At 61.3% G+C, this 24,438-nt stretch carries 18 protein-coding genes; 12 read left to right on the top strand and 6 right to left on the bottom strand.

Annotated elements, in window-relative coordinates; translation table 11 throughout:
- Window positions 1-53 precede the first annotated feature (53 nt).
- The 3 genes from ABSE61_RS07000 (at window position 54) to ABSE61_RS06990 (ending at window position 4,401) form a co-directional block, all read left to right on the top strand.
- The gene (locus ABSE61_RS07000; protein WP_423870363.1) at window positions 54-1,994 is read left to right on the top strand and encodes an alpha/beta hydrolase domain-containing protein; all 1,941 of its coding nucleotides are present in this window, start codon (window positions 54-56) and stop codon (window positions 1,992-1,994) included.
- 79 nt (window positions 1,995-2,073) lie between these two features.
- A complete protein-coding gene (locus ABSE61_RS06995) occupies window positions 2,074-3,402 on the top strand; it encodes an MFS transporter (protein ID WP_423870362.1) in 1,329 nt (442 codons plus the stop codon).
- Between the two features lie 36 nt (window positions 3,403-3,438).
- Window positions 3,439-4,401, top strand: a complete 963-nt coding sequence (locus ABSE61_RS06990; RefSeq protein ID WP_423870361.1) for an amidohydrolase family protein — start codon at window positions 3,439-3,441, stop codon at window positions 4,399-4,401.
- A 25-nt stretch (window positions 4,402-4,426) separates the two neighbouring features.
- Here ABSE61_RS06990 and ABSE61_RS06985 read toward each other — a convergent pair whose 3' ends face one another.
- Window positions 4,427-5,824: a CoA transferase gene (locus ABSE61_RS06985; RefSeq protein WP_423870360.1), complete on the bottom strand. Its 1,398-nt coding sequence runs from the start codon at window positions 5,822-5,824 to the stop codon at window positions 4,427-4,429.
- 55 nt (window positions 5,825-5,879) lie between these two features.
- Here ABSE61_RS06985 and ABSE61_RS06980 point away from each other — a divergent pair, with 55 nt between their 5' ends.
- The 6 genes from ABSE61_RS06980 (at window position 5,880) to ABSE61_RS06955 (ending at window position 12,004) form a co-directional block, all read left to right on the top strand.
- Window positions 5,880-6,170 (top strand): hypothetical protein, encoded by a 291-nt coding sequence (locus tag ABSE61_RS06980; protein WP_423870359.1) that lies wholly within the window; start codon window positions 5,880-5,882, stop codon window positions 6,168-6,170.
- A gap of 872 nt (window positions 6,171-7,042) precedes the next feature.
- The gene (locus ABSE61_RS06975) at window positions 7,043-8,083 is read left to right on the top strand and encodes an ABC transporter ATP-binding protein (protein ID WP_423870358.1); all 1,041 of its coding nucleotides are present in this window, start codon (window positions 7,043-7,045) and stop codon (window positions 8,081-8,083) included.
- A gap of 17 nt (window positions 8,084-8,100) precedes the next feature.
- Window positions 8,101-9,396 carry an ABC transporter substrate-binding protein gene (locus ABSE61_RS06970; RefSeq protein ID WP_423870357.1) on the top strand — a complete coding sequence of 432 codons (1,296 nt, stop codon included), beginning with the start codon at window positions 8,101-8,103 and terminating at the stop codon, window positions 9,394-9,396.
- Window positions 9,397-9,483: 87 nt separating this feature from the next.
- Complete coding sequence (locus ABSE61_RS06965; protein ID WP_423870356.1) at window positions 9,484-10,365, top strand: ABC transporter permease; 882 nt, start codon at window positions 9,484-9,486, stop codon at window positions 10,363-10,365.
- A 9-nt stretch (window positions 10,366-10,374) separates the two neighbouring features.
- The gene (locus tag ABSE61_RS06960) at window positions 10,375-11,253 is read left to right on the top strand and encodes an ABC transporter permease (protein WP_423870355.1); all 879 of its coding nucleotides are present in this window, start codon (window positions 10,375-10,377) and stop codon (window positions 11,251-11,253) included.
- 10 nt (window positions 11,254-11,263) lie between these two features.
- Window positions 11,264-12,004 carry an aspartate/glutamate racemase family protein gene (locus ABSE61_RS06955; RefSeq protein WP_423870354.1) on the top strand — a complete coding sequence of 247 codons (741 nt, stop codon included), beginning with the start codon at window positions 11,264-11,266 and terminating at the stop codon, window positions 12,002-12,004.
- Here the strand turns inward: ABSE61_RS06955 and ABSE61_RS06950 are convergent.
- Complete coding sequence (locus ABSE61_RS06950; protein WP_423870353.1) at window positions 12,001-13,467, bottom strand: N-acyl-D-amino-acid deacylase family protein; 1,467 nt, start codon at window positions 13,465-13,467, stop codon at window positions 12,001-12,003. The genes ABSE61_RS06955 and ABSE61_RS06950 overlap by 4 nt on opposite strands.
- A 15-nt stretch (window positions 13,468-13,482) precedes the next feature.
- A complete protein-coding gene (locus ABSE61_RS06945) occupies window positions 13,483-14,712 on the bottom strand; it encodes an MFS transporter (RefSeq protein WP_423870352.1) in 1,230 nt (409 codons plus the stop codon).
- 206 nt (window positions 14,713-14,918) lie between these two features.
- Here ABSE61_RS06945 and ABSE61_RS06940 point away from each other — a divergent pair, with 206 nt between their 5' ends.
- Both ABSE61_RS06940 and ABSE61_RS06935 read left to right on the top strand, forming a co-directional pair.
- Window positions 14,919-15,833, top strand: coding sequence for a LysR substrate-binding domain-containing protein (locus tag ABSE61_RS06940; protein ID WP_423870351.1), 915 nt, complete (start codon window positions 14,919-14,921; stop codon window positions 15,831-15,833).
- Between the two features lie 120 nt (window positions 15,834-15,953).
- Window positions 15,954-17,213: a D-amino acid dehydrogenase gene (locus ABSE61_RS06935; protein ID WP_423870350.1), complete on the top strand. Its 1,260-nt coding sequence runs from the start codon at window positions 15,954-15,956 to the stop codon at window positions 17,211-17,213.
- Between the two features lie 2 nt (window positions 17,214-17,215).
- Here ABSE61_RS06935 and ABSE61_RS06930 read toward each other — a convergent pair whose 3' ends face one another.
- Genes ABSE61_RS06930 through ABSE61_RS06920 form a run of 3 tightly spaced genes read right to left on the bottom strand, consistent with a single transcriptional unit; the run spans window position 17,216 to window position 22,978 of the window.
- Window positions 17,216-20,668, bottom strand: a complete 3,453-nt coding sequence (locus ABSE61_RS06930; protein WP_423870349.1) for an error-prone DNA polymerase — start codon at window positions 20,666-20,668, stop codon at window positions 17,216-17,218.
- Window positions 20,665-22,293 (bottom strand): Y-family DNA polymerase, encoded by a 1,629-nt coding sequence (locus tag ABSE61_RS06925; protein ID WP_423870348.1) that lies wholly within the window; start codon window positions 22,291-22,293, stop codon window positions 20,665-20,667. Before ABSE61_RS06925 ends, ABSE61_RS06930 begins: the two co-directional genes overlap by 4 nt.
- Window positions 22,175-22,978 carry an ImuA family protein gene (locus ABSE61_RS06920; protein ID WP_423870347.1) on the bottom strand — a complete coding sequence of 268 codons (804 nt, stop codon included), beginning with the start codon at window positions 22,976-22,978 and terminating at the stop codon, window positions 22,175-22,177. Before ABSE61_RS06920 ends, ABSE61_RS06925 begins: the two co-directional genes overlap by 119 nt.
- Window positions 22,979-23,148: 170 nt before the next feature.
- Between ABSE61_RS06920 and ABSE61_RS06915 the strand changes: the two genes are divergently transcribed.
- Complete coding sequence (locus ABSE61_RS06915; protein ID WP_423870346.1) at window positions 23,149-24,399, top strand: putative DNA modification/repair radical SAM protein; 1,251 nt, start codon at window positions 23,149-23,151, stop codon at window positions 24,397-24,399.
- Window positions 24,400-24,438: the final 39 nt, after the last annotated feature.

Below are 24,438 nucleotides of genomic sequence, written 5' to 3'. Positions count from 1 at the left end.
TGTGACGCCAAAGTTGCGGCGGACAACGCAGCGCGCGGGTATGGGAGAGTGCCATGAGCCAGTTGCGGCGTGCGGTCATACTGATCGCGGCAACCGTCATTTTCGCCAGTCCGTGCGCCGCCAAGATCGTCAAATTCGAGATTCTGAAGGTGGAATCTCTCGAAGGGCGAACCTTCGGCACGATCGGCACCTACGACCGGATTGCCGCCCGTGCGACGATCGCAGTCGCGCCCGACGACATCCATAATCAGGTCATCGTCGATCTCGACCGCGCGCCGCGCAACGCACAAGGCCAGGTCGAGGCGACAACCGACGTGGAAATCCTGCGGCCGACGGTAGCTGCCAACGGCAACCGCACGCTGTTCTACGAAGTGCTCAACCGCGGCAGCAAGCTTGGGCTCGCGCTGTTCAACGATATCCACGCCGTGACCAACGATCTCGTCAAGGCCGCGGATGCCGGCAACGGTTTTCTGATGAACCGCGGCTACACCGTGGTGTGGAGCGGCTGGCAGGGCGATATTATTCCGGGCGGCGGCCGCATGACCTTTTCGCCCCCGATCGCGCCTGGCGTGACGGGCCTCGCGCGTGAAGATTTCATCTTCGACCATGCCGACAATCCGGCAATCGGCACGCTGAGCTACCCGGCCGCCGACCTCGATCCCGTCAACGCCAAAATCAGCGTTCGCGAGCGCGAGGCCGATCCGCGCACCTCGCCGACAGGCCTTGGCGTCACGTTCGAGAATCCGACCAGGATTTCGGTCAAGCGGCCGGAAGGTTTCGACGCCGGCGCCATCTACGAATTCATCTATATCGCCAAGGATCCGAAGGTGATGGGTCTCGGCTTTGCGGCCACGCGCGACGTCGTCTCCTTCCTTCGTAACGAGGCTGCGGATGGCTCCGGTACCGCAAATCCCCTCACGGGGCGGATCGACCGCGCGATCGGATTCGGCCTGTCGCAAAGCGGCCGTTACCTGCACGACTATCTCTATCTCGGCTTCAATGCCGATGAGGCCGGCCGCAGTGTCTTCGAAGGCTTGATGCCGCATATCTCCGGCGGCAAAAAGACCTTCACCAACTATCGCTTCAGTCAGCCCGGCCGCTCGCCTTACGAACACGCCGATATGCTTTATCCCGGTGCGGATTTTCCGTTCACCTATCCCGTGATTACCGACATCGTCACCGGAAAAAGCGACGGCTTCCTGGCGCGCTGCCTCGCCACCGGCAATTGTCCGAAGATCATCAAGAGCGATAGCGAGCTTGAATTTTACCAGCAGCGCGCTTCGCTTCTCGTGACAGATACACAAGGCAATCCCATCACCATGCCGGACAATGTCCGGCTGTTCCTGCTGTCCAACCTGCAGCATTACGCGCTCGCGCAGGACAAGTCGCAGATGGTGAAGGGGTGCGCCAATCCGACCAACCCTCTGAATGCGGGGCCGGCGGTGCGCGCCCTGCTCGTCGCCATGAATGAGTGGATTGCCAAGGGCACCTTGCCGCCGGACAGCCGCTATCCCAGCCGCGCCGATGCGACGCTGGCGCCGCCCTGGGCCAACGCGGTCGGCTTTCCCAACATCCCCGGCTTTGCCTATCCGAGCCGGATCGCCCAGCCGACCGCGCTCAAATCCGAAGAGATGCCGCCGTCGAAGGGAGCTGCCTATCCGGTGTTCGTCCCGAAGACCGACGCCGACGGCCGCGACATCGCCGGCATTCACTTGCCTACGCTGGAAGCACCGGCCGCAACCCACACCGGCTGGAATCTGCGTAAAGTCGGCTTTAGCGAAGGCGAGCTGTGCGACAACAACGGCAGCATGATGCCGTTCGCGGCGACCCGCGATGAACGGCTGAAAATCAACGATCCTCGGCTGTCGATGGAGGAACGCTATCCGAACGCGGGCGATCGGGCCGCTGCAATCGCAAAAGCCACGCAACAACTGGTCCGCGACCGGCTCCTTCTGGAAGAAGATGCCGGACTGTTTATCGCCAATTCGAATTAGCTTCTTCACAGGCGAGATGCAGGCGGGTTAGGAAACATCCACGTTTTAAGAAACTAAGCGCAAAGCGGGAGGAATTTTCATGGCGGCTGCAGAAGCCACATCGGCAATCGAGCGCCGGACCATCGCAAAGGTCTCCTGGCGGTTGTTGCCTCTGGTCGCCCTCGCTTATTGCATCGCCTATATCGATCGCAGCAATATTTCCGTCGCCTCGCTGACCATGAACAAGGATCTCGGCTTCAGCGCCTACATTTACGGCTGGGGCGCCGGAATCTTTTTCTTCGGCTACTTCCTGTTCGAAATCCCGAGCAATCTCATTCTGGAAAAGATCGGTGCGAGAATCTGGATCGCGCGGATCATGATCACCTGGGGGATTATCTCCGGCTTCACCGCGCTCGTCACCGGGACTACCAGCTTTCTGATCATTCGCTTTCTGCTGGGGGCGGCGGAAGCCGGTTTCTTCCCGGGCATGATCCTCTATCTGACTTACTGGTTTCCTGCCGAGTATCGCGGTCGCGTCATATCGACCCTTTTTATCGCGCAGCCCGTTGCCAACGCCGTTGCATCGATCGCCTCTTCGGCCATCCTCGACATGGATGGCATGCTTGGCGTCAGGGGCTGGCAGTGGATTTTCATCATCGAGGCGATACCCGCCGTTCTGCTCGGCCTCGCCATCTTTCGCATCATGACCGACCGGCCAGGGCACGCCGAATGGCTTGCCGATGACGAGCGAAGTTGGTTGCAAACGCGGCTGGATGGCGAAAGCCGCCAGGTCGAGGGCACCGGCCGCATGACCTGGATACAAGCCCTGGCCGATCCACGCGTCGTCGCGCTGTCGCTCATCTATCTCATGAGCGTGACCGCCAATTACGGCGTCGTTTTCTTCATGCCGCAAATCGTCAAGGGAATCGGCCTTTCCAACATGATGACGGGCATCGTTTCCTCCGGACCCTACATCATCGGCACGATCGGCCTGATCGCCTGGGGCTGGTCGTCCGACCGCAACAAGGAACGCCGCTGGCATCTGATCACGGCCTCCGTGGTGGGCGCGCTCGGGCTTGCTTTTGCGGGATGGTCCGGCGCGTCCTATTGGGCGCTGCTTGGAATGTCCGCCGCCACCGTCGGCATCTATGGTTCGCGCGCGGCCTTCTGGCCGATGCCGTCGCTCTTCCTCACCGGATCGGCGGCGGCGAGCGCGATCGCCATGATCAATGCCGTCGGCAATCTCGGCGGCTATTTCGGACCGGTCATCGTCGGCTGGATCAAGGATTCCACGCAAAGCTTCCAGGCCGGGCTCTACTTCCTCGCCGCCTGTTCGCTGATGGCGGGGGTCATCACCTTCTTTGCGGCGCGCGCAGCCGGAGATCCCGCCGCGATCGCGCGGGCGAATGCCGCCGCCGCAGCCGAGTAGTTCAACCAAAAAGCCGTATAATAAAGGAGACGACCCATGCTTAATCGACGCGACCTTTTGCTTGCATCCGTTGCCGCCGGCGTTGCCATGCAAAATCGAGCCGCATTTGCCAAAGCGGCGCAGCCGACCACGAAGGTCGATTTCGACGTTCCGGCTCATGCCTGCGATTGCCACACCCACATCCACTTGCCGGAAAAATATCCGTTCTTCGACGGGCGCGTTTACACACCGGAGCCCGCTTCTCCGGAAGAAATGGCGGCGCTGCACAAGGCGCTTGGTATCGAGAACGTCGTGATCGTGACGCCGAGCGTCTACGGCACCGACAACCGGGCGACCCTCGAAGGCATCAAGTTCCGCGGCAACACCGCGCGCGGCGTGGCTGTGATCGACGACAAGACGCCGGAGAGCGATCTCGACATGATGGGCAAGGCCGGCATCAAGGGCATCCGCGTCAATCTTGCGACCAGCAACCTCAACGATCCCGGCATCGGCCGCAAGCGGCTTGAAGCGGCCATCGAGCGCGTCAAAGGGCGCGGCTGGCACGTGCAGTGCTATACCAATCTTCCATTGCTCACGACCATCAAGGACGTGCTCGCTTCGTCGCCGGTTCCTGTCGTATTCGACCATTTCGGCGGGGCGGATGCCGCGCTCGGCCTCGAACAGCCCGGCTGGGCAGAACTTATCGAAGCGGTGAAGAGCGGCAAGGTCTATGTGAAGATTTCCGGCGCCTATCGTCTGTCGAACAAGGGCCCGGACTATCCGGATGCGGTGCCGTTCGCGAAAGCGCTGATCGCCGCAAATCCTGACCGCCTGGTGTGGGGCTCGGATTGGCCGCATCCGAATTCGGTGACGCCGCCCGACAAGAAGCCGACCGACCTGACGCCGCTCTATCAGATCGACGATGGCCGCGTCTTCAACCAGCTCGCCGTCTGGGCGCCGGACCCTGCCACGCGCAAGAAAATCCTGGTCGACAATCCGGCCAGGCTTTACGGCTTCTGAAAACCGCACGCGAAAGGCCGGCGCTTTAGTGGCGCGCCGGCCATTGCGGCAGGTGACTGCCGAGCGGCATGGCCGGCCGGGACCATAACGCCGGCGTCTGCGACAATTGCGCGGTATGGCGGATTGCCTGCAACGACCCGAAGCCGGATTCCATCTGTTCGACAAACGGCCGTATCGCCTCGCCCTTCAAATCTTCCGTCTTGAGGCCGTCGACAACGCGGCCAAAATTCCAGATCCATCGCCCGGTCTGCGCCAGCGACACGCGGACGTGCCAACTGCCGCCTTCGCGCGACTGGCGCGCTTTCGCCATCATGGCACCAAACGCCATCAGGTAACCGGTGGCGTGATCGAGAATCTGCGCCGGCAACTCCTTCGGGCCACCGATGCCCGCGGCCACTCCCTCGGCATGGTTGAAGCCTGTCGACGTCTGCACCAGCGAGTCGAAACCGCGGCGGCTCGCCCATGGCCCCACATGGCCGTAAGCCGAGAGCGAGACGAAAATGATGCGGGGATTGATCCGCGCGGCCTCCTCAGCCGAGAAGCCGAGATCGGCAAGGGCTTGCGGGCGATAACCTTGCGAAAAGATATCGGCCTCCGCTAGCAGCTTTTTCAGTTGGTCCCGGCCCTCGTCGCGCTTGAGATCGATAAACGTCGTCAGCTTGCCGCGACCGGTATCGATCGTGAGCCAGGGAATCGCAGGGAGATCGGCGCCCGATATCAGCAGCACGTCGGCGCCGTGGGCTGCCAGCGTGCGGCCGGCGACGGGGCCGGCGATCACGCGCGAAAGATCAAGCACGCGCAAGCCCGCGAGCGGCCTTTCCCCCACTGGCCAAGGCTTCGGCGCAGCCCCGCCGATTTTCTCGATCGTCATGACCGGCAACGCTGCAAGCGCTTTGCCCTGCGGTGTCTCTGACCATTCGTCGTAGGATCGCATCATCGCGACCACGCCGCCCGCTTGATAGGCCGCGGTCTCGAACACCTCGGCGTCCCGTTGCATCAAGGCGGCCTGAACCTCATCGCGTTCGGCGTTGCAGTTCAGGACCCGGCACACGGCATCGCGGTGATGCGGAAAGTTGGTATGCAGACGAACAAAGCGTTGGCCGCGCGTTTTGTACACGCCGGCAATCGCATCCCACGCCGGTGGCGGCGGGTTGCCGTCGCGACGCAAATAACGCTCGCTGCGGCATTCGACGACGGCGTGACGCATGTCGACGGCGATTTTCTGATCTTGCCCGCTGCGCAGCTTCCAGATTTCAGCAGCTGCAAGCGCGGCCGCGGCAATGCTGGTTTGGGCGGCGGCTGCGACCCGAAACGACGACGGCAGTTGCGGCTCTTCACCCGTCAGCGTGACGGCGTCGAGCGCAGAGGGTTCACCTCCGGCCAGGGTCCAAAGATCGGCCAGGATTTGTTTCGGGCTTTGCATGTCGGTTGCTCTTCCTTAAACCTCACTGCTCTGCCCTACCATGGAAGGAACCGCAATGGCTGCGATCGATCCGTTGACTGCCGGGGGCGTCTTGCTTGCAACTGCCTTAACCGATGCGGTCTATGTCATGTTCACGTCGGCCGTGGTGGCGCGAAAGCGCGTACCCGCGGCGACCTGGAGCAGCATTTGGTATCTGCTCTCGTCCTATGCCGTGATCTCCTATACGGAGAACTGGGTCTATGTCGCGTTTGCGGCAATCGGTTCATGGCTCGGCGCATTTGCATCGATCACCTTCCTGCATCGGCCACCCGGCGGCCCGCCGATCGGCGCCGCGCCCGAGATCTAGACACACCAGCGCAATCTCGCGGCGCGGATCGCGTCCGAGTTGGAATGACATTTCTCCCTCTCGACAATGGAAGGAGCAGGGAATGCCGGGTGCGTCAGCGCACGCGCAGCCTCATGTGCAAAGTAAAAAAGCACATGAGTTAGTCACCACAGGTTCGCCGAACATTCCGGCATTCCCTGCGCGAATGGTTTTAACGGCTTCCTTCGCGCTCTCTCCGGGGATCGGGCTTTCTTGCCCCCGTCATCGGCGTGAAGCGAAAGTTTCATCGCCAACTTGACGCTAGCGTCGAGGCATCAGGACCACACGACTTCGCCGTCCGCTTTCGTACCGTTCGTCCTTGAGGCACGACAACGTCCACCGCATCCCGCCCAACGTTCGTGACGATGGCCAACGCCCCTTTCGGGCGGAACCCGCGCTCTAGGAGTGATTTGCCCGACGGGTTAAGCGAAATATTTTTGCGGGAGGGACTGGACACGGCTGCGGCTGATTTGCCCGACGGGCAAACAGCCGACGCGCCGCGCCTCATGGGATACCTTGCATTCGAACCGCAGACGGAGTCGCGAAAGTCGTCGGTTCGTCATGACCGGGCCGGACGCCTGAGGCGGTCCCTTGGGCGGCCTCCGTTTGCCTGAATATTAAAGCGGCCGCTCAATCTTTGGGCATCTTCAGCAGTGGCGCTGCTGGTGCTCGCCGCGGCACACAAACAGGCGCGCTCGTTGATCATTGCGACGCGTTCTTTCCCACAACCGCCGAACCTTTTCGCGTGGGTTCACGAAAGGTCGTCAACTCCTTCAAACAAGCGGGATTTTTAATCGTTCTGGCACATCCGTTGCATCCCTGCCCGGAAAGCCACTCCTCCCGGCGGGAAGCGGATGACAAGCAAGGCTGCGGCGTTAGAGCTCGTGCAACTGTCGAAGGTCTACGGCAACGTGACTGCCGTTGACGCCATCAATCTTAAAATCCCGGCGGGTTCGTATTGCTGCCTGTTGGGACCGTCCGGCTGCGGCAAGACTTCCACCTTACGCATGATCGCGGGTCATGAATCGGTCTCATCCGGCGACATCATCGTCGGCCCGCGCAACGTCACTGATTTGCCGCCCGCCCAGCGTAGCACCGCGATGATGTTTCAGTCCTACGCGCTGTTTCCGCATCTGTCGGTGCTCGACAACGTGGCGTTCGCGCTGAAGATGCGGGGCGTCGACAAGGCCGAACGCCATGCCGAAGCCAGAAAACTGCTCGAACTGGTCGACATGCAGGCCTATGCGGCGCGGCTACCGCCGCAGCTTTCCGGCGGCCAGCAGCAGCGCGTGGCGCTGGCGCGGGCGCTGATCACCTCGCCGCAGATCCTGCTCTTGGACGAGCCGCTTTCCGCGCTCGATCCGTTCCTGCGGCTGCGCATGCGAACCGAGCTGAAGCGATTGCAACGCGAACTCGGCATCTCGTTCATCCATGTCACCCACAGCCAGGACGAGGCGATGGCGCTCGCCGACATCGTGGTGCTCATGAATGCCGGAAAGATTGAGCAGCAGGATTCGCCGCGGGAAATCTTCAACCATCCCAGGACCGAATTCACCGCGAAGTTCATTGGCGGCCACGCCGTGATTTCGGTGGACGGCGAAACCTACGCGGTCCGCAACGATCGTCTGATCCTCAAACGACCGGGCGACGTTCTGGGCGGTCCATCGATCGCGGGCACGGTCAGTGAAGTCGAGTATCAGGGGACCTATGTCCGCGTCGCCATCGCAGCCGACGGGGGAGCCGACATCTCGGCTCAGCTCAGCGAAGACCAATATGACCGTGCCAATTACCGCATCGGCGAAAAAGTGATCGCCAGCTGGGATCCGTCGCAGGCGAGCCTTCTCAAGAGCTCTCGCAGTTCCGTAACCGTCCGGTCGCCAGAACCGGCGATCTGACATCTTTGGAGATAGCCATGAGTAATTTCGTAAAGACGATGAACAACAGTGTGAGCCGCCGCGCCGTTCTGAAGGGCACGGCCGGCGCGGTCGGCCTTGCCGCGGGCTCGGGCGCCATCAGCGGATTTCCTTACGTCAAATCCGCCGAACCGAAGGTTCTGCGTTATCTCGGCACGGCCGTGAATGAAGGCGACGACATCGCCAAGAAGTGCCTGGAAGATACCGGCATCAAGATCGAATACATCACGGCCACGACCGACGACGTGACCAAGCGTGTGGTCACCCAGCCGAACTCGTTCGACGTGCTCGACACCGAATATTTTTCGCTGAAGAAGCTGATCCCGTCCGGCAATATTCTGGCGCTCGACGCCAAGAAGATCAAACAATTTGACAACATCACGCCGGTGTTCACCAAGGGCCAGTTGCCGAGCGGCAAGAAGATCGGCAGCCAGGGCACCGCGCCGTGGAAGGTACTGTATCTCGAAGGCGCCAATTCCAAGAAATTTTCAAGCACGCCAACCGAGTTCGTTACGCTTATTCCCACGGTCTACAATGCGGATACGCTGGGCATCCGTCCTGACCTGATCAAGCGGCCGATCGACTCGTGGGCCGAACTGCTCAACCCGGAATTTAAGGGCAAAGCCTCGATCCTCAACATTCCGTCGATCGGCATCATGGACGCGGCGATGGTGGTGGAAGCGACCGGCCAGCACAAATATGCCGACAAAGGCAACATGACCAAGCAGGAGATCGATCTCACGATCAAGCTCATGACCGAGGCCAAGAAGGCCGGTCAGTTCCGCGCGTTCTGGAAGGACTTCAACGAATCCGTCAACCTGATGGCGTCAGGCGAAACCATCATCCAGTCGATGTGGTCGCCCGCCGTGACCAAGGTGCGCTCGATGGGTATCGCCTGCACCTTCCAGCCACTCAAGGAAGGCTATCGTTCCTGGGCTTCGGGCTTCTGCGTGTCGAAGGCCGTCTCAGGACAAAAGCTCGACCTGGCCTATGAATTCGTCAACTGGTTCCTGTCGGGCTGGGCCGGAGCGTATTTGAACCGCCAAGGCTACTATTCGGCCGTTCTTTCCACGGCCAAGGCCAACATGTCCGCGGACGAATGGGGCTACTGGATGGAAGGCAAGCCGGCGATCAACGACATCAAGGCGCCGGACGGCACTGTTCTCGAAAAGGCCGGCGCCAAGCGCGACGGCGGCTCCTACGAAGACCGCATGGGCGCGGTCGCCTGCTGGAACGCGGTCATGGACGAAAACGACTACATGGTCCGCAAGTGGAATGAATTCATCGCCGCTTGATTTGATTTTCAGATCCTGTCCGCGCCCCGGCGCGGCAGGATCGGCTTTTCGGGCACGCTTCCACCTGATCCAAAACCGGCCTTTTCCATGACGCAAGACCGCAAATCTTTTGCTGCGTGGCTGCAGGCCGTGCCGATGATGCTGGTCTTTTCGCTGTTCTTTCTGTTGCCGCTGCTGTTCGTCGTCATCGTCAGCGCGTGGGACTATAACGAATACGAGATGGTTCCCGCCTTCAGCCTGCGCGGCTACACCGATACGTTCGAAGGCTGCATCGCCGATCTGCCCGAACTCTGCACGATCCTGAAAACCTATCTGAAGACGCTGGAATTATGCGTGCTGACGTGGGTGCTGACACTGTTGATCGGCTTCACGGTCGCCTATTTTCTCGCTTTCCACGTCCGCTCCAAGACCTGGCAGATCGTGCTGACACTGCTCTGTACGATTCCGTTCTGGACATCCAACGTGATCCGCATGATCGCGTGGCTTCCCCTGCTCGGCCGCAACGGCCTCGTCAACAAGGGCCTTCAGGGCATGGGCCTGATTCATCAGCCGCTCGAATGGCTGTTGTTCTCCGAATTCTCCGTGGTGCTGGCGCTGGTCCACCTGTTCACGTTCTTCATGGTGGTGCCGATCTTCAACTCGATGATCCGCATCGACAAGCGGCTGATCGAGGCGGCTTACGACGCCGGCGCCACCGGATGGCAGACGCTGGTGAACATCGTGATCCCGCTGGCCAAGCCCGGCATCGTGATCGGATCGATTTTCGTGATCACCATCGTGATGGGGGATTTCGTCACCGTCGGCGTGATGGGCGGACAGCAGATTGCGTCGGCCGGCAAGATCATCGAAACGCGGCTTAACGCCCTGCAATTCCCGGCCGCCGCGGCCAATGCGGTGATCCTGCTTGGCATCACCATCCTGATCATTTCCTCCCTGACGCGGATCGTCGATATCCGCAAAGAACTGTAAGAGAACCCGATGGGCGAGAAGCGGCCACGGTCATTCTATTTTCTGGCGTTGTTTTTCATCGCCTATGTGCTGTTTCTGTACGGCCCGATGTTCGCGATCTACATCCTCTCGTTTCAAGGTCCCGACGGCGGCCTGACGTTTCCGATGAACGGCACCTCGCTGGTCTGGTTCTCCAGGGTATTCTCGGGTGGCGGCATCGTCGATATCGGCGCTGCGTTCAAACGTTCGCTCGAACTCGGTCTCGTCGTGATGGTGCTGACGGTGCTGTTCTCGGTATCGGCTGGCATGGCTTTCCGCAAACCGTTCCGCGGCGCTACCGTTCTGTTCTATGTCGCGATCGCCAGCCTGATCATGCCGTCGATCATCACCTCGCTCGGCATTGGCCTCGAATTCCGCCTGCTGGATGATTTCGTCAACAGCCTCGGTGTTGAGGGCTGGACCACCGGAATGGGATTGTTCTCGTCCGGTCTCGGCGCCCACCTCACCTGGACCCTGCCGTTCGGACTTCTGATCATGTTTGCCATCTTCAACCGGTTTGACGGCCGGCTCGAAGAAGCCGCGCGCGACCTCGGCGCGACGCCATGGCAGACGTTCCGCTATGTGGTGCTGCCGATCATCCTGCCGTCGGTGGTCGGCATCGGCCTGTTCGGTTTTACCCTGTCGTGGGACGAACTCGCCCGCTCGAGCCAGGCCATCGGTTCCGTCAACACCCTGCCGCTTGAATTGCAGGGCCTCACCACAACCGTCACCAAGCCAGACATTTATGCGCTGGGCACGCTGACCAGCGCGGTATCGTTCCTGGTGATCTTCACCGCCCTGATCGTCATTCTGGTGCTGCAGGCCCGGCAGCGGCGTCACGGCTCGGATGCCGGCAAGGGAATGGTGTAGAGTGCGCCCCATGCGCATTCTCGTCGTCAATCCGAACACGTCAGTCGCTATGACCGACAAGATCGGCGCGGCCGCCCGCGCCGTGGCAGCGCCCGGCACCGAAATCATCGCGGTCAATCCGGCGGACGGACCGGTCTCGATCGAAGGCTATTACGACGAGGTGTTCTCCGTACCCGGACTGCTGGCTGAAATCGCCAAGGGCGAAGCTTCGGGGGTCTCGGCCCACATCATTGCCTGTTTCGACGATACGGGTCTGGAAGCTGCCCGCTCCCTCGCCTCCGCGCCGGTGATCGGCATCGGCGAGGCCGCCTTTCATCTGGCATCCCTGGTGGCGCATCGCTTTGCGGTCGTCACGACGCTGTCCCGCTCGATTCCCGCGATCGAAACCAATCTCATGAAATACGGGCTCGCCAGCCGCTGCGCCAAGGTTCGGGCCTGTGAGGTGCCGGTGCTGGCGCTCGACGATCCCGCCTCCAACGCCTCGGCGCAAATCAGCGCGGAGATCGAACGCGCCCGGCACAAGGACCGCGCCGAGGCCATCGTGCTCGGCTGCGCCGGCATGGCCGACCTCGCCGCGCGCCTGAGCGAGCAGCACGGCCTGCCGGTCATCGACGGCGTCGCGAGCGCGGTCAAATTGGCCGAGGCGTGCAGCGTTCTCGGCTTGAAGACCTCGAAAACGGGCGCCTATGCCACGCCGCTCTCAAAAACCTATCTCGGAGCTTTTGCCGCCTTCGCGCCTCGACGAGATTAGGACCGCCCTACGCGTGTGATGACCTGGCCGTAGCGCGCGCCGCTATGGATTCCCTGGTGCCAGGTCAAAGCGCCGTTGACGATCACCGCTTCGATACCTTCGGCCGGCTCCGTCGGGGTATCGTACGTAGCCTTGTCGATCACGGTCGCAGCATCAAACACGACGACATCGGCATGGTGTCCTGTTGCGATTGTTCCTCGGTTGGCCAGACCGAAGTTTTTCGCGGTCAGGCCACTCATTTTCCAAACGGCGGTTTCCAGCGAAAACAGGCCAAGGTCGCGGCTATAGTGGCCGAGAACTCTCGGAAACGTTCCCCAGAGTCTCGGATGCGGCTTGGTCCCGCCAGGCAGGCCATCGGAGCCGACCATCGTGTGTTCGAAGGCCAGGATATTTCTCACATCGCCCTCGTCCATGATGAAATAGATGGCGCTTGCAGGTTGCAGGCGGCGCGCCGCCTCGAGCCGGCTGACCTTCCATTCCTCCGCAATATCGGCGAGCTCGCGGCCGACATATTCCGGATGCTGCTCGCATTCGGCGATCAGGACGCGCCCCCGCAGCCTCACCTCGTCGGTGTGAAGCATGGTCGAACTGGCCGCATAGGGATAGCAGTCGAGCGCAAGGCACTGACACTTCATCGCCGCGCCGATCAAAGGCAGCGTCACGGCCGACTTGCCGAAATTCGCTTCGCCGATCAGCTTGTGATGGGAAATCACAACGGTTGCATTCAGGGCGCGGCCGATCTCGAAGGATTCATTCAAGGAGTCGACGCAGCCTTCCGCCTCGTCGCGCATGTGCGTCGCGTAGACCGCGCCGGTGCCGGCGATGGGCCGGCAAACCTCGATGACTTCCTCGGTCGGCGCCATCGCGGCCGGAGGGTAGTAAGTGCCGGTGGATACGCCGATCGCACCCGCCTCGAGCGCTTCGACGACGAGCCCGCGCATCGCGGCAACTTCTTCAGGCCGAGCGGGACGATCAAGCGAATCCATGGTCATCAGGCGCAGCGTCGTATGCCCAACCATCGCGGCGACGTTGACCGATGCAGGCGCGCGCCGCAACACTTCCAGGTAGTCGGCAAAACGTTCGAACGTGCAAGGAGACTGGTCGCCGGCCCCCAACAGACTTTGCGGCATCGGGCGCGGCAGATCCGGCCGGAGCGGCGCGAGGCTAATTCCGCAATTGCCGGTCACCACGGTGGTGACGCCTTGCGAGATCTTGAATGTCATGTCGGGGTCGGACAGAAGCGCATGGTCGTCATGGGTGTGGGAATCGATGAAGCCCGGCGCGACGATCTTTCCGCGGGATTCGAGAGTAACGGTCGCCTGCGCCTCCGTCAGATCGCCGATGGCGGCGATCAAGCCATCGCGGATACCGACATCCGCATCGAAGCGCGGTTGGCCTGTCCCGTCGATCACCGTTCCGCCGCGAATGAGGATATCGAACGGATCGCCCGTGCGATCAGTCATAGTGAACTCCTGTCTCTATGGGGTGCCTGCCGGCTGAACAGCGTAGACCGGAGCGCCTGTCGGCCGCCAGATCATGCCGACAGCGGCTGACGTGACCGCGGACGCCAGCAACAGGCAAAACGCCGCGATATAAGAACCTCCGCTCGCTGCGATGAGCGCGCCCATCGCGGCGGGCGCAACCGAACCGCCGATTTGTCCACCGAAATTCATCAGCCCTGTCGTGCTGCCGATCAAATGCTCGGGAAAGTGCCGGAGCGGTGCTGCGAAAACCGTAGCATAGACAAAATTGAACGCCAGCAGCAGCAGCGTCCAGTAAACCAACACCAGCGAGAGCGAGGCCGTCGTTATCAGCAGCGCGAGGAAAACGGCGCTGAAGAAGGCTCCGAGGACCATGAACATCCTCTCGTGGTCCTTGCCATGCTTGTCCAGCAGCAGCCCGACGACATTGGTTCCGGCAAACGCGATCAGATTCGGGATCATGGTCGCAAGACCGACCTGCTTCAGATCGATCCCACAGGTCTTCGTCAGGTAGGTCGGCATCCAGGATTGAACCCCGATATAAAGCAGGCTGGTAAAAGACCAGATTGCCGTCAATTTCCACGCCATCGGGTTTCGGAACAGCGATCCCCACGGCTGAGGCGCGCGGCTGGCAACGTGCACACGCTGGGCTGCGATGCCGCCGCGTAGCGCAAACCAAAGGAACAGCGCGACTGCGAATCCGGCGGCGCTCAGAATATGAAACGATCCGCGCCAGCCGAGATAGGCGACGGTGGCGCCAATCAGGCCGGCGCCGGCTGCGTTGCCGAGAAACACCGTGGAGATCAGGAACGACTTCGCCCGCGCGCGTTCCGGTTTTGGGAAGACTTCGGCGACCGTGACCGAACTCGCCGGAGGAAAGCTGCCCTCGCCGAGCCCGAACATGAAGCGGATCGCCAGCAGCGACGCGAATGACCAGGCGAAGCTGGTGGCGCTGGTGAATACCGACCACGCGACGATGCAAGACACGACGACGACCCGCGAACCGTAGCGATCCGACAGCCAGCCGCCGGCGAGCTGCATCACAGCATAGCTGACATAAAAGGCGCTGAGCAGCATGCCGGCCTGGCCGGCGTCGAGCGAGAATTCGCGGGCAATCGGGATCACCGCAATGCTCATCAGGATACGGTCGGCATATCCCACCGCCCAGGCCGAAAACAATCCAGAAAGGCAGGCAATCTTTTGCAATCTGGAAAAGCCGGTTTCCATGAAACTCCCCCTCCCCCACGGCACATCCGGCTTTGATGGTTCACCTGCGCCGAACTACCCGTCTGGTCGCAACCGACTGTAGATGCCGCTATTTCGCTGGGCCCAATGAAAAGAGAAACCCACGATATAACCCGGGGTTATAGGAGCGTCGCAGGGTTGACAGCGCAACGCACGCCGGAATTGATGTTGGCTATCATGGTGCGCAGGTGAGACTTGGCGTCACCCGGAGGAAACAGGTGCGCTTGCGACACATCGAAGTTTTCAGCGCGATCATGCTGACCGGTTCGACGAACGGCGCGGCCAAAATCCTGAATATCTCGCAGCCCGCGGTGAGCAAGATCCTCCAGCATGCAGAGCAGTCGGTCGGGTTTCCGCTGTTTCTGCGCAGCAAGGGAAAATTGGTGCCCACCCAGGAGGCGCTGCAATTGCAGCGGGAGCTGACACCCTTCGATGAACAGCTGCGGCGCATTCGAAGGCTCGCCACCAGTCTTTCGCGTGGCTCGGTTCAACCGCTGCGAATCGCAGCAACGCCTGCGCTCGCCCATCACTTGTTGCCGCAAGCCGTGGCCCGCTGGTGCCGCGCATTCCCGCAGTCGCGTTGCGAACTGTCCGTCGCGCATACGCGGGAAATCGAGCAAGCGCTGCTGCTCAATGAAATCGAGATTGGTCTGACCATGCGCCCGGTGTCGCATCCCAATCTTGTACTCACTGAGCTGCGGAGTTGCGGCCTGTGCGCGATCGCGCCCGCGGGCTGGTGGCCCGACAAACTTCTGAAGCGCCCGTTGCGGGCCGAGGAGTTGACCGATCAACCGCTCATCACCATCGACGCCGACGATTACCTCGGCGGCATCCTCTCCGATTGGCTGGAGGATGCGGGAGCAACCCCGAAAAGCGCGATTTCGGTGCAGACCTATACGCTGGCGAAGTCCTTGGTGCAGGCGAATGTCGGCGTCGCGCTGGTCGACTCCCTCACGGCCAACTATCCGGCCGGCGTCACGGACATCCAGGTGCGGCCGGTGGAGATTGCTTCCAGTCTGAATGTGTATGCTCTGACCCAGCATGAGCGCCCGCCGCCGCGAGCCGCGGAACGTCTGATGAAGCTCCTGCGTGAGGTATGCTAGGGCCGTGGGTTCTTTCACGTTCGGCGGGATATAACCTGCGTCTATATCCCGCCTGCCGATCGATATTGGACGCCGCCAGGAAATTGAAGAAAGTGGCTCCTGTTCATCAGGAGCTTTGGTGTGGCCAAGCATGTTGTCGTCCTCGGAGCCGGCGTCGTCGGCCTAACCACGGCATGGTATCTGCGAGCGGACGGGCACCAGGTCACGGTCATCGAGCGCAACGACGATGTTGCGAGCGAGACGAGTTTTGCCAATGGCGGCCAGCTTTCCTATAGCTATGTCGCTCCGTTGGCTGGTCCGGGCGTGCTCTCGAAGCTGCCGAAATGGCTTTTGAAACGGGATTCGCCGATTCACTTCCGTCCCGGCGTCGATCTCCAGCAATGGAACTGGGTGATGCGATTCGTGCGTGCCTGCACGCATCGCCAAAGCGAGGAATCGACACGCCGATTGCTTTCGCTGTCGTTCTTCAGTCGCGATCTGATGGACGAATTACTCGCTCGCGAACCCGATTTGAATTTCGATCATGCCAACGCCGGCAAGCTGGTGGTTCATCGGACGGGTGCCTCATTCGATGCGGCGCGGCGTCTACTGGACTATCAGCGATCGCTGGGCTGCGAGCAGGAAGCACTGGATGTCGACGCTTGTGTTGCAAGAGAGCCGGCGCTTGCTCATCTCGCCGACCGCTTGCGCGGAGGCATCTTCACCAGCGGTGAAGACAGCGGCGATTGCTATCGGTTCTGCGTCGGATTGATGCGCTCGTTGCGCAAGCGGAGTGTCGCATTCCGTTTCGGAACCACCGTCACCCGCCTGCGACGGTCGTTCGGACGGCGGGCAGTGGCATTGGTGGGGAATGAAGATATCGATGCCGATCACATCGTGATCGCAACCGGAGCCTCCAGCGTGCCATTGCTCGGAACGCTGGGAATTCGTGTGCCGCTATACCCGTTGAAAGGGTATAGCCTCACGGCTCCGATAGATGCTGGAGCGGTCGCGCCGCGCATCAGCATCACCGACTATGAGCGCAAGATGGTCTATGCGCGCCTCGGCGACCGGTTGCGGATAGCCGGCATGGCGGACATTAATGGCCGGCGCGCCGACTTGAACCCCCGTCGTGTCGCGACGCTCCGCGCGGCGGCCGCGGCGATGTTCCCGGGCGCTGCTGACTTCGACAGAGCGGTCGCGTGGTGCGGACTTCGTCCCGCCACACCGAAGGGCCTTCCGATCATCGATCGGACCTCCTTCGATAATCTCTGGTTGAACATCGGTCACGGGGCGCTCGGGTTCACGCTGGCTCTGGCGTCCGGTCGCCTGATCGGCGACCTCGTCTCAAGTCGTAGACCTGCCGTTTCAATCGGAGGGTTCGGACTGGCCGATACCTGACACTAATGAAAATCCCGCGATGGCGGCAGGATACGGACGTTGCGGGGATGGCGGATTTTTTGCGCCGGCTTGTCCGGATGGTCGCGCCTGTCATCGTTGAGCGATTCGACGACCGTAGCGCCGGCCGGCAGTGAGTGTTTCCCGCGAGGGATGTCGTTGGCGAGATCGAGGAGATCGTGGGAACGGTCGAACAGCCGTTCAGCCACGAGGTGCACGACCTTTTCCGGGCTGCTTTGAATGGTGCCTTCGATCAGGATCAGCCGTGAGCCCATCACTTCTTTACGGAAACGTTCCATCACCTTCGGCCACACCACGATATTGGCGATGCCGGTTTCATCTTCCAGCGTCATGAAGACGACGCCCTTGGCGCTGCCTGGACGTTGCCGCACCAGTACCACGCCGGCACAGCGGACATGTTGTTTGTCTCGCGCATCCGACACCGATGAACAGGCGATGACGCCTTCGCGCGTAAACCTCGTGCGCAAAAACTCCATCGGGTGCCCCTTCAGCGACAGGCGAATGGTCTGATAATCCGCCACCACATGTTCCGAGATCGGCATCGACGGCAAAGGCTGCGCCTGCTCATCCGGCTGTTCGCGGGCTGTGGCGGCCGTAAATAGCGGCAACGGTACATCATCGGGCAGACGCCGCACCGCCCACAACGCTGCACGACGGTCGAGCCCGATAGAACGAAACGCGTCGGCATCCGCCAACAAAATCAATGCGCGCTTGGGCAGTGCCGTGTCACGGGCAAAATCTTCCAACGAGGTAAAGGGGCGGCGCGCCCGCGCGGCGACGATGCGATCGGCCCAGTCGTCATTACCGTCATTCCGGGGATCGAGAAGCGAGAGCCCGGAATCTATTTCTGAGCGCGCACGCGGCTGAATGGATTCCGGGCCTGCGCCTAACGGCGCATCCCGGAATGACGATTGGATATATTTCAACTGCTCCTCATCCGCATCCTTCCACTTGAAGCCGTCGATCTGGCGGAATCCGAGCCGCACCGCGCAATATTTTCCATCTCTTTCTTCCAGCGTGTTCTGGGCATGACTAAAGGACACATCGATCTCGCGCACCTTGACGCCGTTCTTGCGGGCGTCACTGACAATCTGCGCCGGGGCATAAAAACCCATCGGCTGCGAATTCAACAGCCCGCAGCAGAACGCGTCAGGGTGCCAGTACTTCAGCCAGGACGAGACGTAGACAAGCTGCGCGAAACTTGCGGCATGGCTTTCAGGAAAGCCGTAAGATCCGAAACCCTTGATCTGTTCAAAGCAATTTTGGGCGAATGTCCGATCATAGCCGCGCCTGATCATGTTATTGACCATCTTCTCTTCGAAGTTTCCGATCGTCCCGACATTACGGAATGTCGCCATCGCGCGGCGCAAGCCATTGGCTTCCTCGGAAGAAAATCCCGCGGCCTCGATCGCAATCCGCATCGCCTGTTCCTGAAACAGCGGCACGCCGAGCGTCTTGTGCAGGACCTTGTATAATTCGTCCGAAGGACCATGCTCCGGCGAGGGAGACGGGTAGTTTTCCTTCTCAATTTTATTTCGCCGGCGCAAATAAGGATGCACCATATCACCCTGGATCGGACCGGGCCGCACGATCGCCACTTCAATGACAAGGTCGTAGAAGGTGCGCGGCTTCAGGCGCGGCAGCATGTTCATCTGCGCACGGCTCTCGACCTGGAAAACCCCGAGCGATTCTCCCTTTTGCAGCATCTGATAAACTTCGTCATCGTCCTTTGATTTTATGTCGGCGAGCTCGTAACGCTCGCCCTTGTGTTCGGCGATCAGGTCGAAACATTTGCGAATGCAGGTGAGCATTCCCAGCGCCAGCACATCGACCTTCATCATGTTCAGCGCATCGACATCGTCCTTGTCCCATTCGATGAAGGTACGATCATCCATCGCGGCATTGCCGATCGGCACGTAAGTATCGAGCCGGTCCTGCGTCAGCACATAGCCGCCGACATGCTGCGACAGGTGCCGTGGAAACTCGATCAGCTCGGTGGCGAGTTCGACCGCCAACTCCACCATCAGGTTTTTCGGATCGAAACCGGCCTGCTTGACCTGCATGTCGTTGAGGCCACTGCCCCAGCTTCCCCACACCGTATCGGCCAGCGCCGCGGTCACATCCTCGGTCAGCCCGAGCGCCTTGCCGACGTCGCGGATCGCGCTGCGTGGCCGGTAATGAATGACGGTTGCAATGATCGCCGCGCGATGACGGCCGTAACGCCGGTAGACATATTGCATCACCTCCTCGCGCCGCGAATGTTCGAAATCGACGTCGATGTCGGGCGGTTCCAGCCGTTCCTTGGAAATAAAACGTTCAAACAGCAGATCGACCTGGGTCGGATCGACGGAAGTGATGCCGAGCACGTAGCACACGGCGGAATTGGCCGCCGATCCCCGCCCCTGACACAGGATGTTCTGGCTGCGCGCATAATGCACGATGTCATGCACGGTGAGAAAGTAATGCGCGTATTTCAGCTCAGAGATGAGATCGAGCTCCTTGCGTAAAGTGGCGCGCAACGTGTCGTCGATTTGGCCTGCGAAATAGGTCTGCACGCCCGCCCAGGTCAGATCTTCCAGGTGCTGCTGCGCAGTCTTGCCCCGCGGCACCGGCTCGTCGGGATACTGATACTTGAGCTGATCGAGCGAAAAGGTGATGCCGGCGGCAAATCGCATGGTCTCCGCGATAGCCTCCGGCGCATCGCGAAACAGCCGCGTCATTTCCTCTGGCCGCTTGAGATGACGTTCGGCATTGGCCTCCAGACGCTTGCCGATCGCTTCAATGGTCGTCTTCTCGCGGATGCAGGTGAGGACATCCTGCAAGGGACGGCGCGACGGATGGTGGTAAAGCACCTCATTGGTCGCCAGCAACGGCACACGAGCGTGATCCGCGATGCGCTTGAGCCGGGCCAGACGCCGCCGGTCGTCGCCGCGATATAACAGGCTTGCCGCCAGCCAGACGCCGTCGGCGCGACTTCCCCGCAGCCGCTCCAGAACTTTGTCCGCTTTCACTTCTTCGAAACGATGCGGCAGCGTCAGCACGAGAAATTGCCCTTCGGCAAACTCCAGGAGATCGTCGATCTTCAAGTGGCACTCGCCCTTGAGGGTCTCCTCGCCGCGCTTGCCTTGCGTCAACAACTGGCACAGCCGGCCGTAAGCCGAGCGGTCGCGCGGATAGACCAGAATATCCGGCGTGCCGTCGATGAAAACGATCCGCGATCCGATCAGAAGTTTTGGCTTGTGTTCGATCTTGGGATTATCCAGTTCCTTGAAAGCCCGCACGACGCCGGCAAGCGTATTGCGGTCGGCAATGCCGATGGCAGGAAGACCGAGAATGGCCGCCTGATGAACATAGGCTTGTGGATGCGAACCGCCGCGCAGGAACGAAAAGTTCGTGGTGATGCCTATTTCGGCGTAGCCTGTATTGCCAGTCGTCATGCGAACAGTCCATGCATGAACCAGTTCGGCAGTACGGCCCTGCCCTCCTGCTGTTCGACTTCTTCAAATAGCCCGTCGCGATAGAGCCAGAACCGCAGCCCCTCCTCGTCCTCGACGCGGAAATAATCGCGCGTCAGCGTCACGTTTCCCGCCCGCCACCATTCCATGGCGACGCGTTCGGGACCTTCGGTGCGAACCACGGCATGGGTGGCGCGCCGCCAGACGAACCGCGCCGGCGGACCATCCGGCACTTCGGCGATCACCTTGATCTGTTCCGGCCGCTCGAACAGCCGCAATGGCCGTAGCGGCGGCTCGCCCACCATGCGCGCCGGCCAGACGGCCTGCGCAGCTGCCACCAGATGATGCTGCGCCGGCGCGGCCCACACCGCGCGCTCGGGAATGTGCGCGTCCTGCGGCAGGTGAACGACCACGCGCTTGCCGCCGATCCGCGCGGCAACGCGATCGATCAAAGCTGCAAGCTCGTCATTGTCGTGAACGTTGGCGTCGAGATCGCGCTGCTGTTGCACGACGATTTCGGTGCGGCTTGCGGCCAGACGAATGAGGTCGAATCCGAAACCGGGATCGAGCGGGTCGCTTAAAGCCTCCAGCCGCTCCCGAAACAGCCGGTCGATCACCTTGCCTCTGGTAACAGCCTGCCCGGTGTCGACCATGAGGGTGCGAACCGCGCCATCGGTCCGAAAAAAACGGGCTTCCAGCCGCCGCGCGCCTTTGCCCTGTTTTGCCATCGCCGCGACCAGCATCCCGGCCAACCCCGACAGGGTGGCCGAGATCACCGCCTCGGTCACGACCGGTTCGGCAAAACGCTTCTCCACGATGTAATCGGGCAGCGGCTTGCGCGGGCTGATCGGCGCATCGCTGTACCCCAGCGCCTGTTCCAACAGCGCCGTAAAGGCAGCGCCAAACCTGGCGGTGACTTCGTGCCGCTCACGCGCCGCGACCTCGCCGATGGTTTTCAAGCCGGCGCGGCGCAAACCCGTCACCACGGTGATGTCCGCGCCCAACGCCGATACCGGTAGCGAACCGACCGCAGCGGCTTCCTCGCCTGCGCGAACGATCCGGCCATGGACGTGACGGGTCAGCGTTCGCGCGCAGACGGCCGTCGCAGCGATCGCAGCGCTGACCGTAAACCCTTGCGCGGTCAGGCCGGCGCACACCAGATTCATCATCGCCGCTTCGCCGCCGAACAGATGGGCGCAGCCGGTGATGTCGAGAAAAAGACCGTGCGGAGCATCGAGCCCCACCAGCGGGGTGAAACGATCGCACCAACAGGCGATGGCGTTCAGTGCCGCAGCGTCGGCGGCTTCATCGGCATCGTAGACTTGCACGTCAGGGCAAATGGCGCGGGCGTTCGCCAGCGGCAGGCCGACCGCGAGGCCGAAATGCGCCGCCGCATCGTCGAGCGCCGAAATCCGCAGCATGTTGTCTTGCCTGGCAACGACAATGCTGGACCCATCAACCGGTTTGACCGGATGTGAGGTGCTTTCTTCACGCGAACCGGCGCCTACTTCGCTTGAAAACGCTTTGGCTCGCTTGATGCGGTCGATGGGCAGGTGCGGCAGCCACAGGCTGAGGATACGCCGCCGGACTTCCGAAAAGGCACTCATCACATTTCCATTCCATGATCCAACGGCCGGTCGGGCCATGACGGTTGCGGACAAGCCGCGCCTCGAACAAAGGCGATCCCCATGCACTCGATGGGTGTGAGCCAGGTGGCGAATGCGCCGCGCGCACGATCCATCGGGTCTCGGCGGTCGAGGCCCTCGGCTCCGCCGCCATCCGCAACACCAGTCCGGTCGCGCCGGAAGCTTGCGCGGCCAATGTCAGCTTGCGACTGGCGACAAGGTCGAGTTGTCTCGCCTCGCCCCAGACCTCCAGTACGACGGCGCCCACCGCATCGCAGGCGAGTGCATCGGCGGCCGTTCGCAAGGCATGGTCGACGTCGGCGGCATGGACGCTGACGAGAAGGCGCGGATCGAGACCGAGTTCGGAAAACCCGCTCATCGAGACGGCGCCCGCTTCGACTTCCGTGAAATCCTGCCGGATCCAGACCACCGGACGCCGCGCGGCCACGCGCCCTGAAATCCCGGCGACAAAGCCAGTCGCCACAGCGCTCTGCCGTCCGGCTTCCGCAAACACCTCGTGCACGACACCCAAAGCGAGGCCGCCTTGCAAGCTCGCATCCGCCTCCGAATGCCCAAGCGGCACCTTTCGCGACCCATAGGCCGCGCCATGCGTCTCGAGGCGCTCGATGCTGTCGCGTAACGTCGCAAGATTATGTGCTGCGCTCATCTTCACGATGCGCCGCGTCCTTCTGAAAACTGATCGCCGAGCCGGTTTTTAGAGAACCAGAAGCTGGCTCATTTGTTCATGATATGTTCTAATTTAAAGCTAACGGTGATCGAAGAGTCAATCGAATTGGCGGTTCGACGATTCATGAATGGAATCAAAGGGATTTAGAGATGGACGTGCAACGCAAGCTGGAAATCCTGGCAGATGCCGCCAAATACGACGCTTCTTGTGCGTCCAGCGGCACCGAGATGCGGGATTCAAGCGACGGCAAGGGCCTCGGCTCGACCGCCCCCGGCATGGGCATCTGCCATTCCTACGCGCCGGACGGCCGCTGCATCTCACTGTTGAAGGTGCTCCTCACCAACGCCTGCAACTACGATTGCCTCTATTGCGTCAATCGCACTTCCAGCAACGTGCCGCGCGCCCGCTTCACGACTGATGAGATCGTGAAGCTCACGATCGACTTTTATCGCCGCAATTACATCGAAGGCCTGTTTCTCTCCTCTGGCATCATCCGCAGCGCCGATTACACCATGGAGCAAGTGGTCAACGTCGCGCGCAGCTTACGCGAAGAACATCATTTCCGCGGCTACATTCATTTAAAGACCATCCCGGAAGCCGATGATGCCTTGATCACCGAGGCCGGCAAATATGCCGACCGCCTCTCTATCAACATCGAGGTCCCCGAAGAGGATAGCCTCGCACGGCTCGCGCCGGAAAAAGACGTGCGTGCAATCCGCCGCACCATGGGCCGGCTTCGCCTCAAGCTCGACGAAACAAAGGAGGCCCAAAAGGAAGCCCAAGTATCGAAAGTGTCGAAGATAAAGCCGCCGCGCTTTGCCCCCGCAGGCCAGAGCACGCAGATGATCGTCGGCGCCGACAATTCGAACGATCAGATCATCCTCGCAACCAGCGCCAATCTCTACGGCGCCTACCATCTCAAGCGGGTCTATTACTCCGCCTTCAGCCCGATCCCGGATTCAAGCCGTGCGCTACCGCTTTCAGCCCCTCAGTTGATGCGCGAGCATCGGCTCTACCAGGCCGATTGGTTGATGCGCTTCTACGGTTTCGATGTCGACGAAATCGTCGAGGGCGCCGGAATGCTGCCGCTCGACATCGACCCGAAGCTCGCCTGGGCGCTGCGCCACCGCGACCGGTTCCCGCTCGATGTCGCCAGTGCCAGCCGCGAGGAACTATTACGCGTGCCCGGCTTCGGCACCAAAGCAGTCGACCGGATCATCGCCACGCGCCGCGTGACGTCTATCCGCGCCGCCGATCTCGGCTGCCTTCATATCCCGAAGCAAAAGGCGCTGCCCTTCATCGTTCTCAGCGATCATCGCCCCTCGCCGCATTTGCTTGACGACGCAAGCCTTGCCCAGCGTTTCAAACCAAAGGCGGCTCAATTGGGATTCGGATTTTGAGACTTCGTCATTGCGAGCGAAGCGAAGCAATCCAGGACC

The sequence above is a fragment of the Bradyrhizobium sp. genome (assembly GCF_049519115.1).
Classification (GTDB): domain Bacteria; phylum Pseudomonadota; class Alphaproteobacteria; order Rhizobiales; family Xanthobacteraceae; genus Bradyrhizobium.
Note: the sequence above shows the minus strand (reverse complement) of the source record. Positions and strands in the feature narration are given on the sequence as shown.

What these genes read in the sequence shown, in the direction of transcription:
- ABSE61_RS06915 (WP_423870346.1), top strand. Translation starts at nt 23,149, where the DNA reads ATGGACGTGCAACGCAAGCTGGAAATCCTGGCAGATGCCGCCAAATAC.
- ABSE61_RS06930 (WP_423870349.1), bottom strand. Translation starts at nt 20,668, where the DNA reads ATGACGACTGGCAATACAGGCTACGCCGAAATAGGCATCACCACGAAC.
- ABSE61_RS06985 (WP_423870360.1), bottom strand. Translation starts at nt 5,824, where the DNA reads ATGCAAAGCCCGAAACAAATCCTGGCCGATCTTTGGACCCTGGCCGGA.
- ABSE61_RS06950 (WP_423870353.1), bottom strand. Translation starts at nt 13,467, where the DNA reads ATGACTGATCGCACGGGCGATCCGTTCGATATCCTCATTCGCGGCGGA.
- ABSE61_RS06920 (WP_423870347.1), bottom strand. Translation starts at nt 22,978, where the DNA reads ATGAGCGCAGCACATAATCTTGCGACGTTACGCGACAGCATCGAGCGC.
- ABSE61_RS06955 (WP_423870354.1), top strand. Translation starts at nt 11,264, where the DNA reads ATGCGCATTCTCGTCGTCAATCCGAACACGTCAGTCGCTATGACCGAC.
- ABSE61_RS06995 (WP_423870362.1), top strand. Translation starts at nt 2,074, where the DNA reads ATGGCGGCTGCAGAAGCCACATCGGCAATCGAGCGCCGGACCATCGCA.
- ABSE61_RS06925 (WP_423870348.1), bottom strand. Translation starts at nt 22,293, where the DNA reads ATGAGTGCCTTTTCGGAAGTCCGGCGGCGTATCCTCAGCCTGTGGCTG.
- ABSE61_RS06965 (WP_423870356.1), top strand. Translation starts at nt 9,484, where the DNA reads ATGACGCAAGACCGCAAATCTTTTGCTGCGTGGCTGCAGGCCGTGCCG.
- ABSE61_RS06970 (WP_423870357.1), top strand. Translation starts at nt 8,101, where the DNA reads ATGAGTAATTTCGTAAAGACGATGAACAACAGTGTGAGCCGCCGCGCC.
- ABSE61_RS07000 (WP_423870363.1), top strand. Translation starts at nt 54, where the DNA reads ATGAGCCAGTTGCGGCGTGCGGTCATACTGATCGCGGCAACCGTCATT.
- ABSE61_RS06960 (WP_423870355.1), top strand. Translation starts at nt 10,375, where the DNA reads ATGGGCGAGAAGCGGCCACGGTCATTCTATTTTCTGGCGTTGTTTTTC.
- ABSE61_RS06990 (WP_423870361.1), top strand. Translation starts at nt 3,439, where the DNA reads ATGCTTAATCGACGCGACCTTTTGCTTGCATCCGTTGCCGCCGGCGTT.
- ABSE61_RS06980 (WP_423870359.1), top strand. Translation starts at nt 5,880, where the DNA reads ATGGCTGCGATCGATCCGTTGACTGCCGGGGGCGTCTTGCTTGCAACT.
- ABSE61_RS06975 (WP_423870358.1), top strand. Translation starts at nt 7,043, where the DNA reads ATGACAAGCAAGGCTGCGGCGTTAGAGCTCGTGCAACTGTCGAAGGTC.
- ABSE61_RS06945 (WP_423870352.1), bottom strand. Translation starts at nt 14,712, where the DNA reads ATGGAAACCGGCTTTTCCAGATTGCAAAAGATTGCCTGCCTTTCTGGA.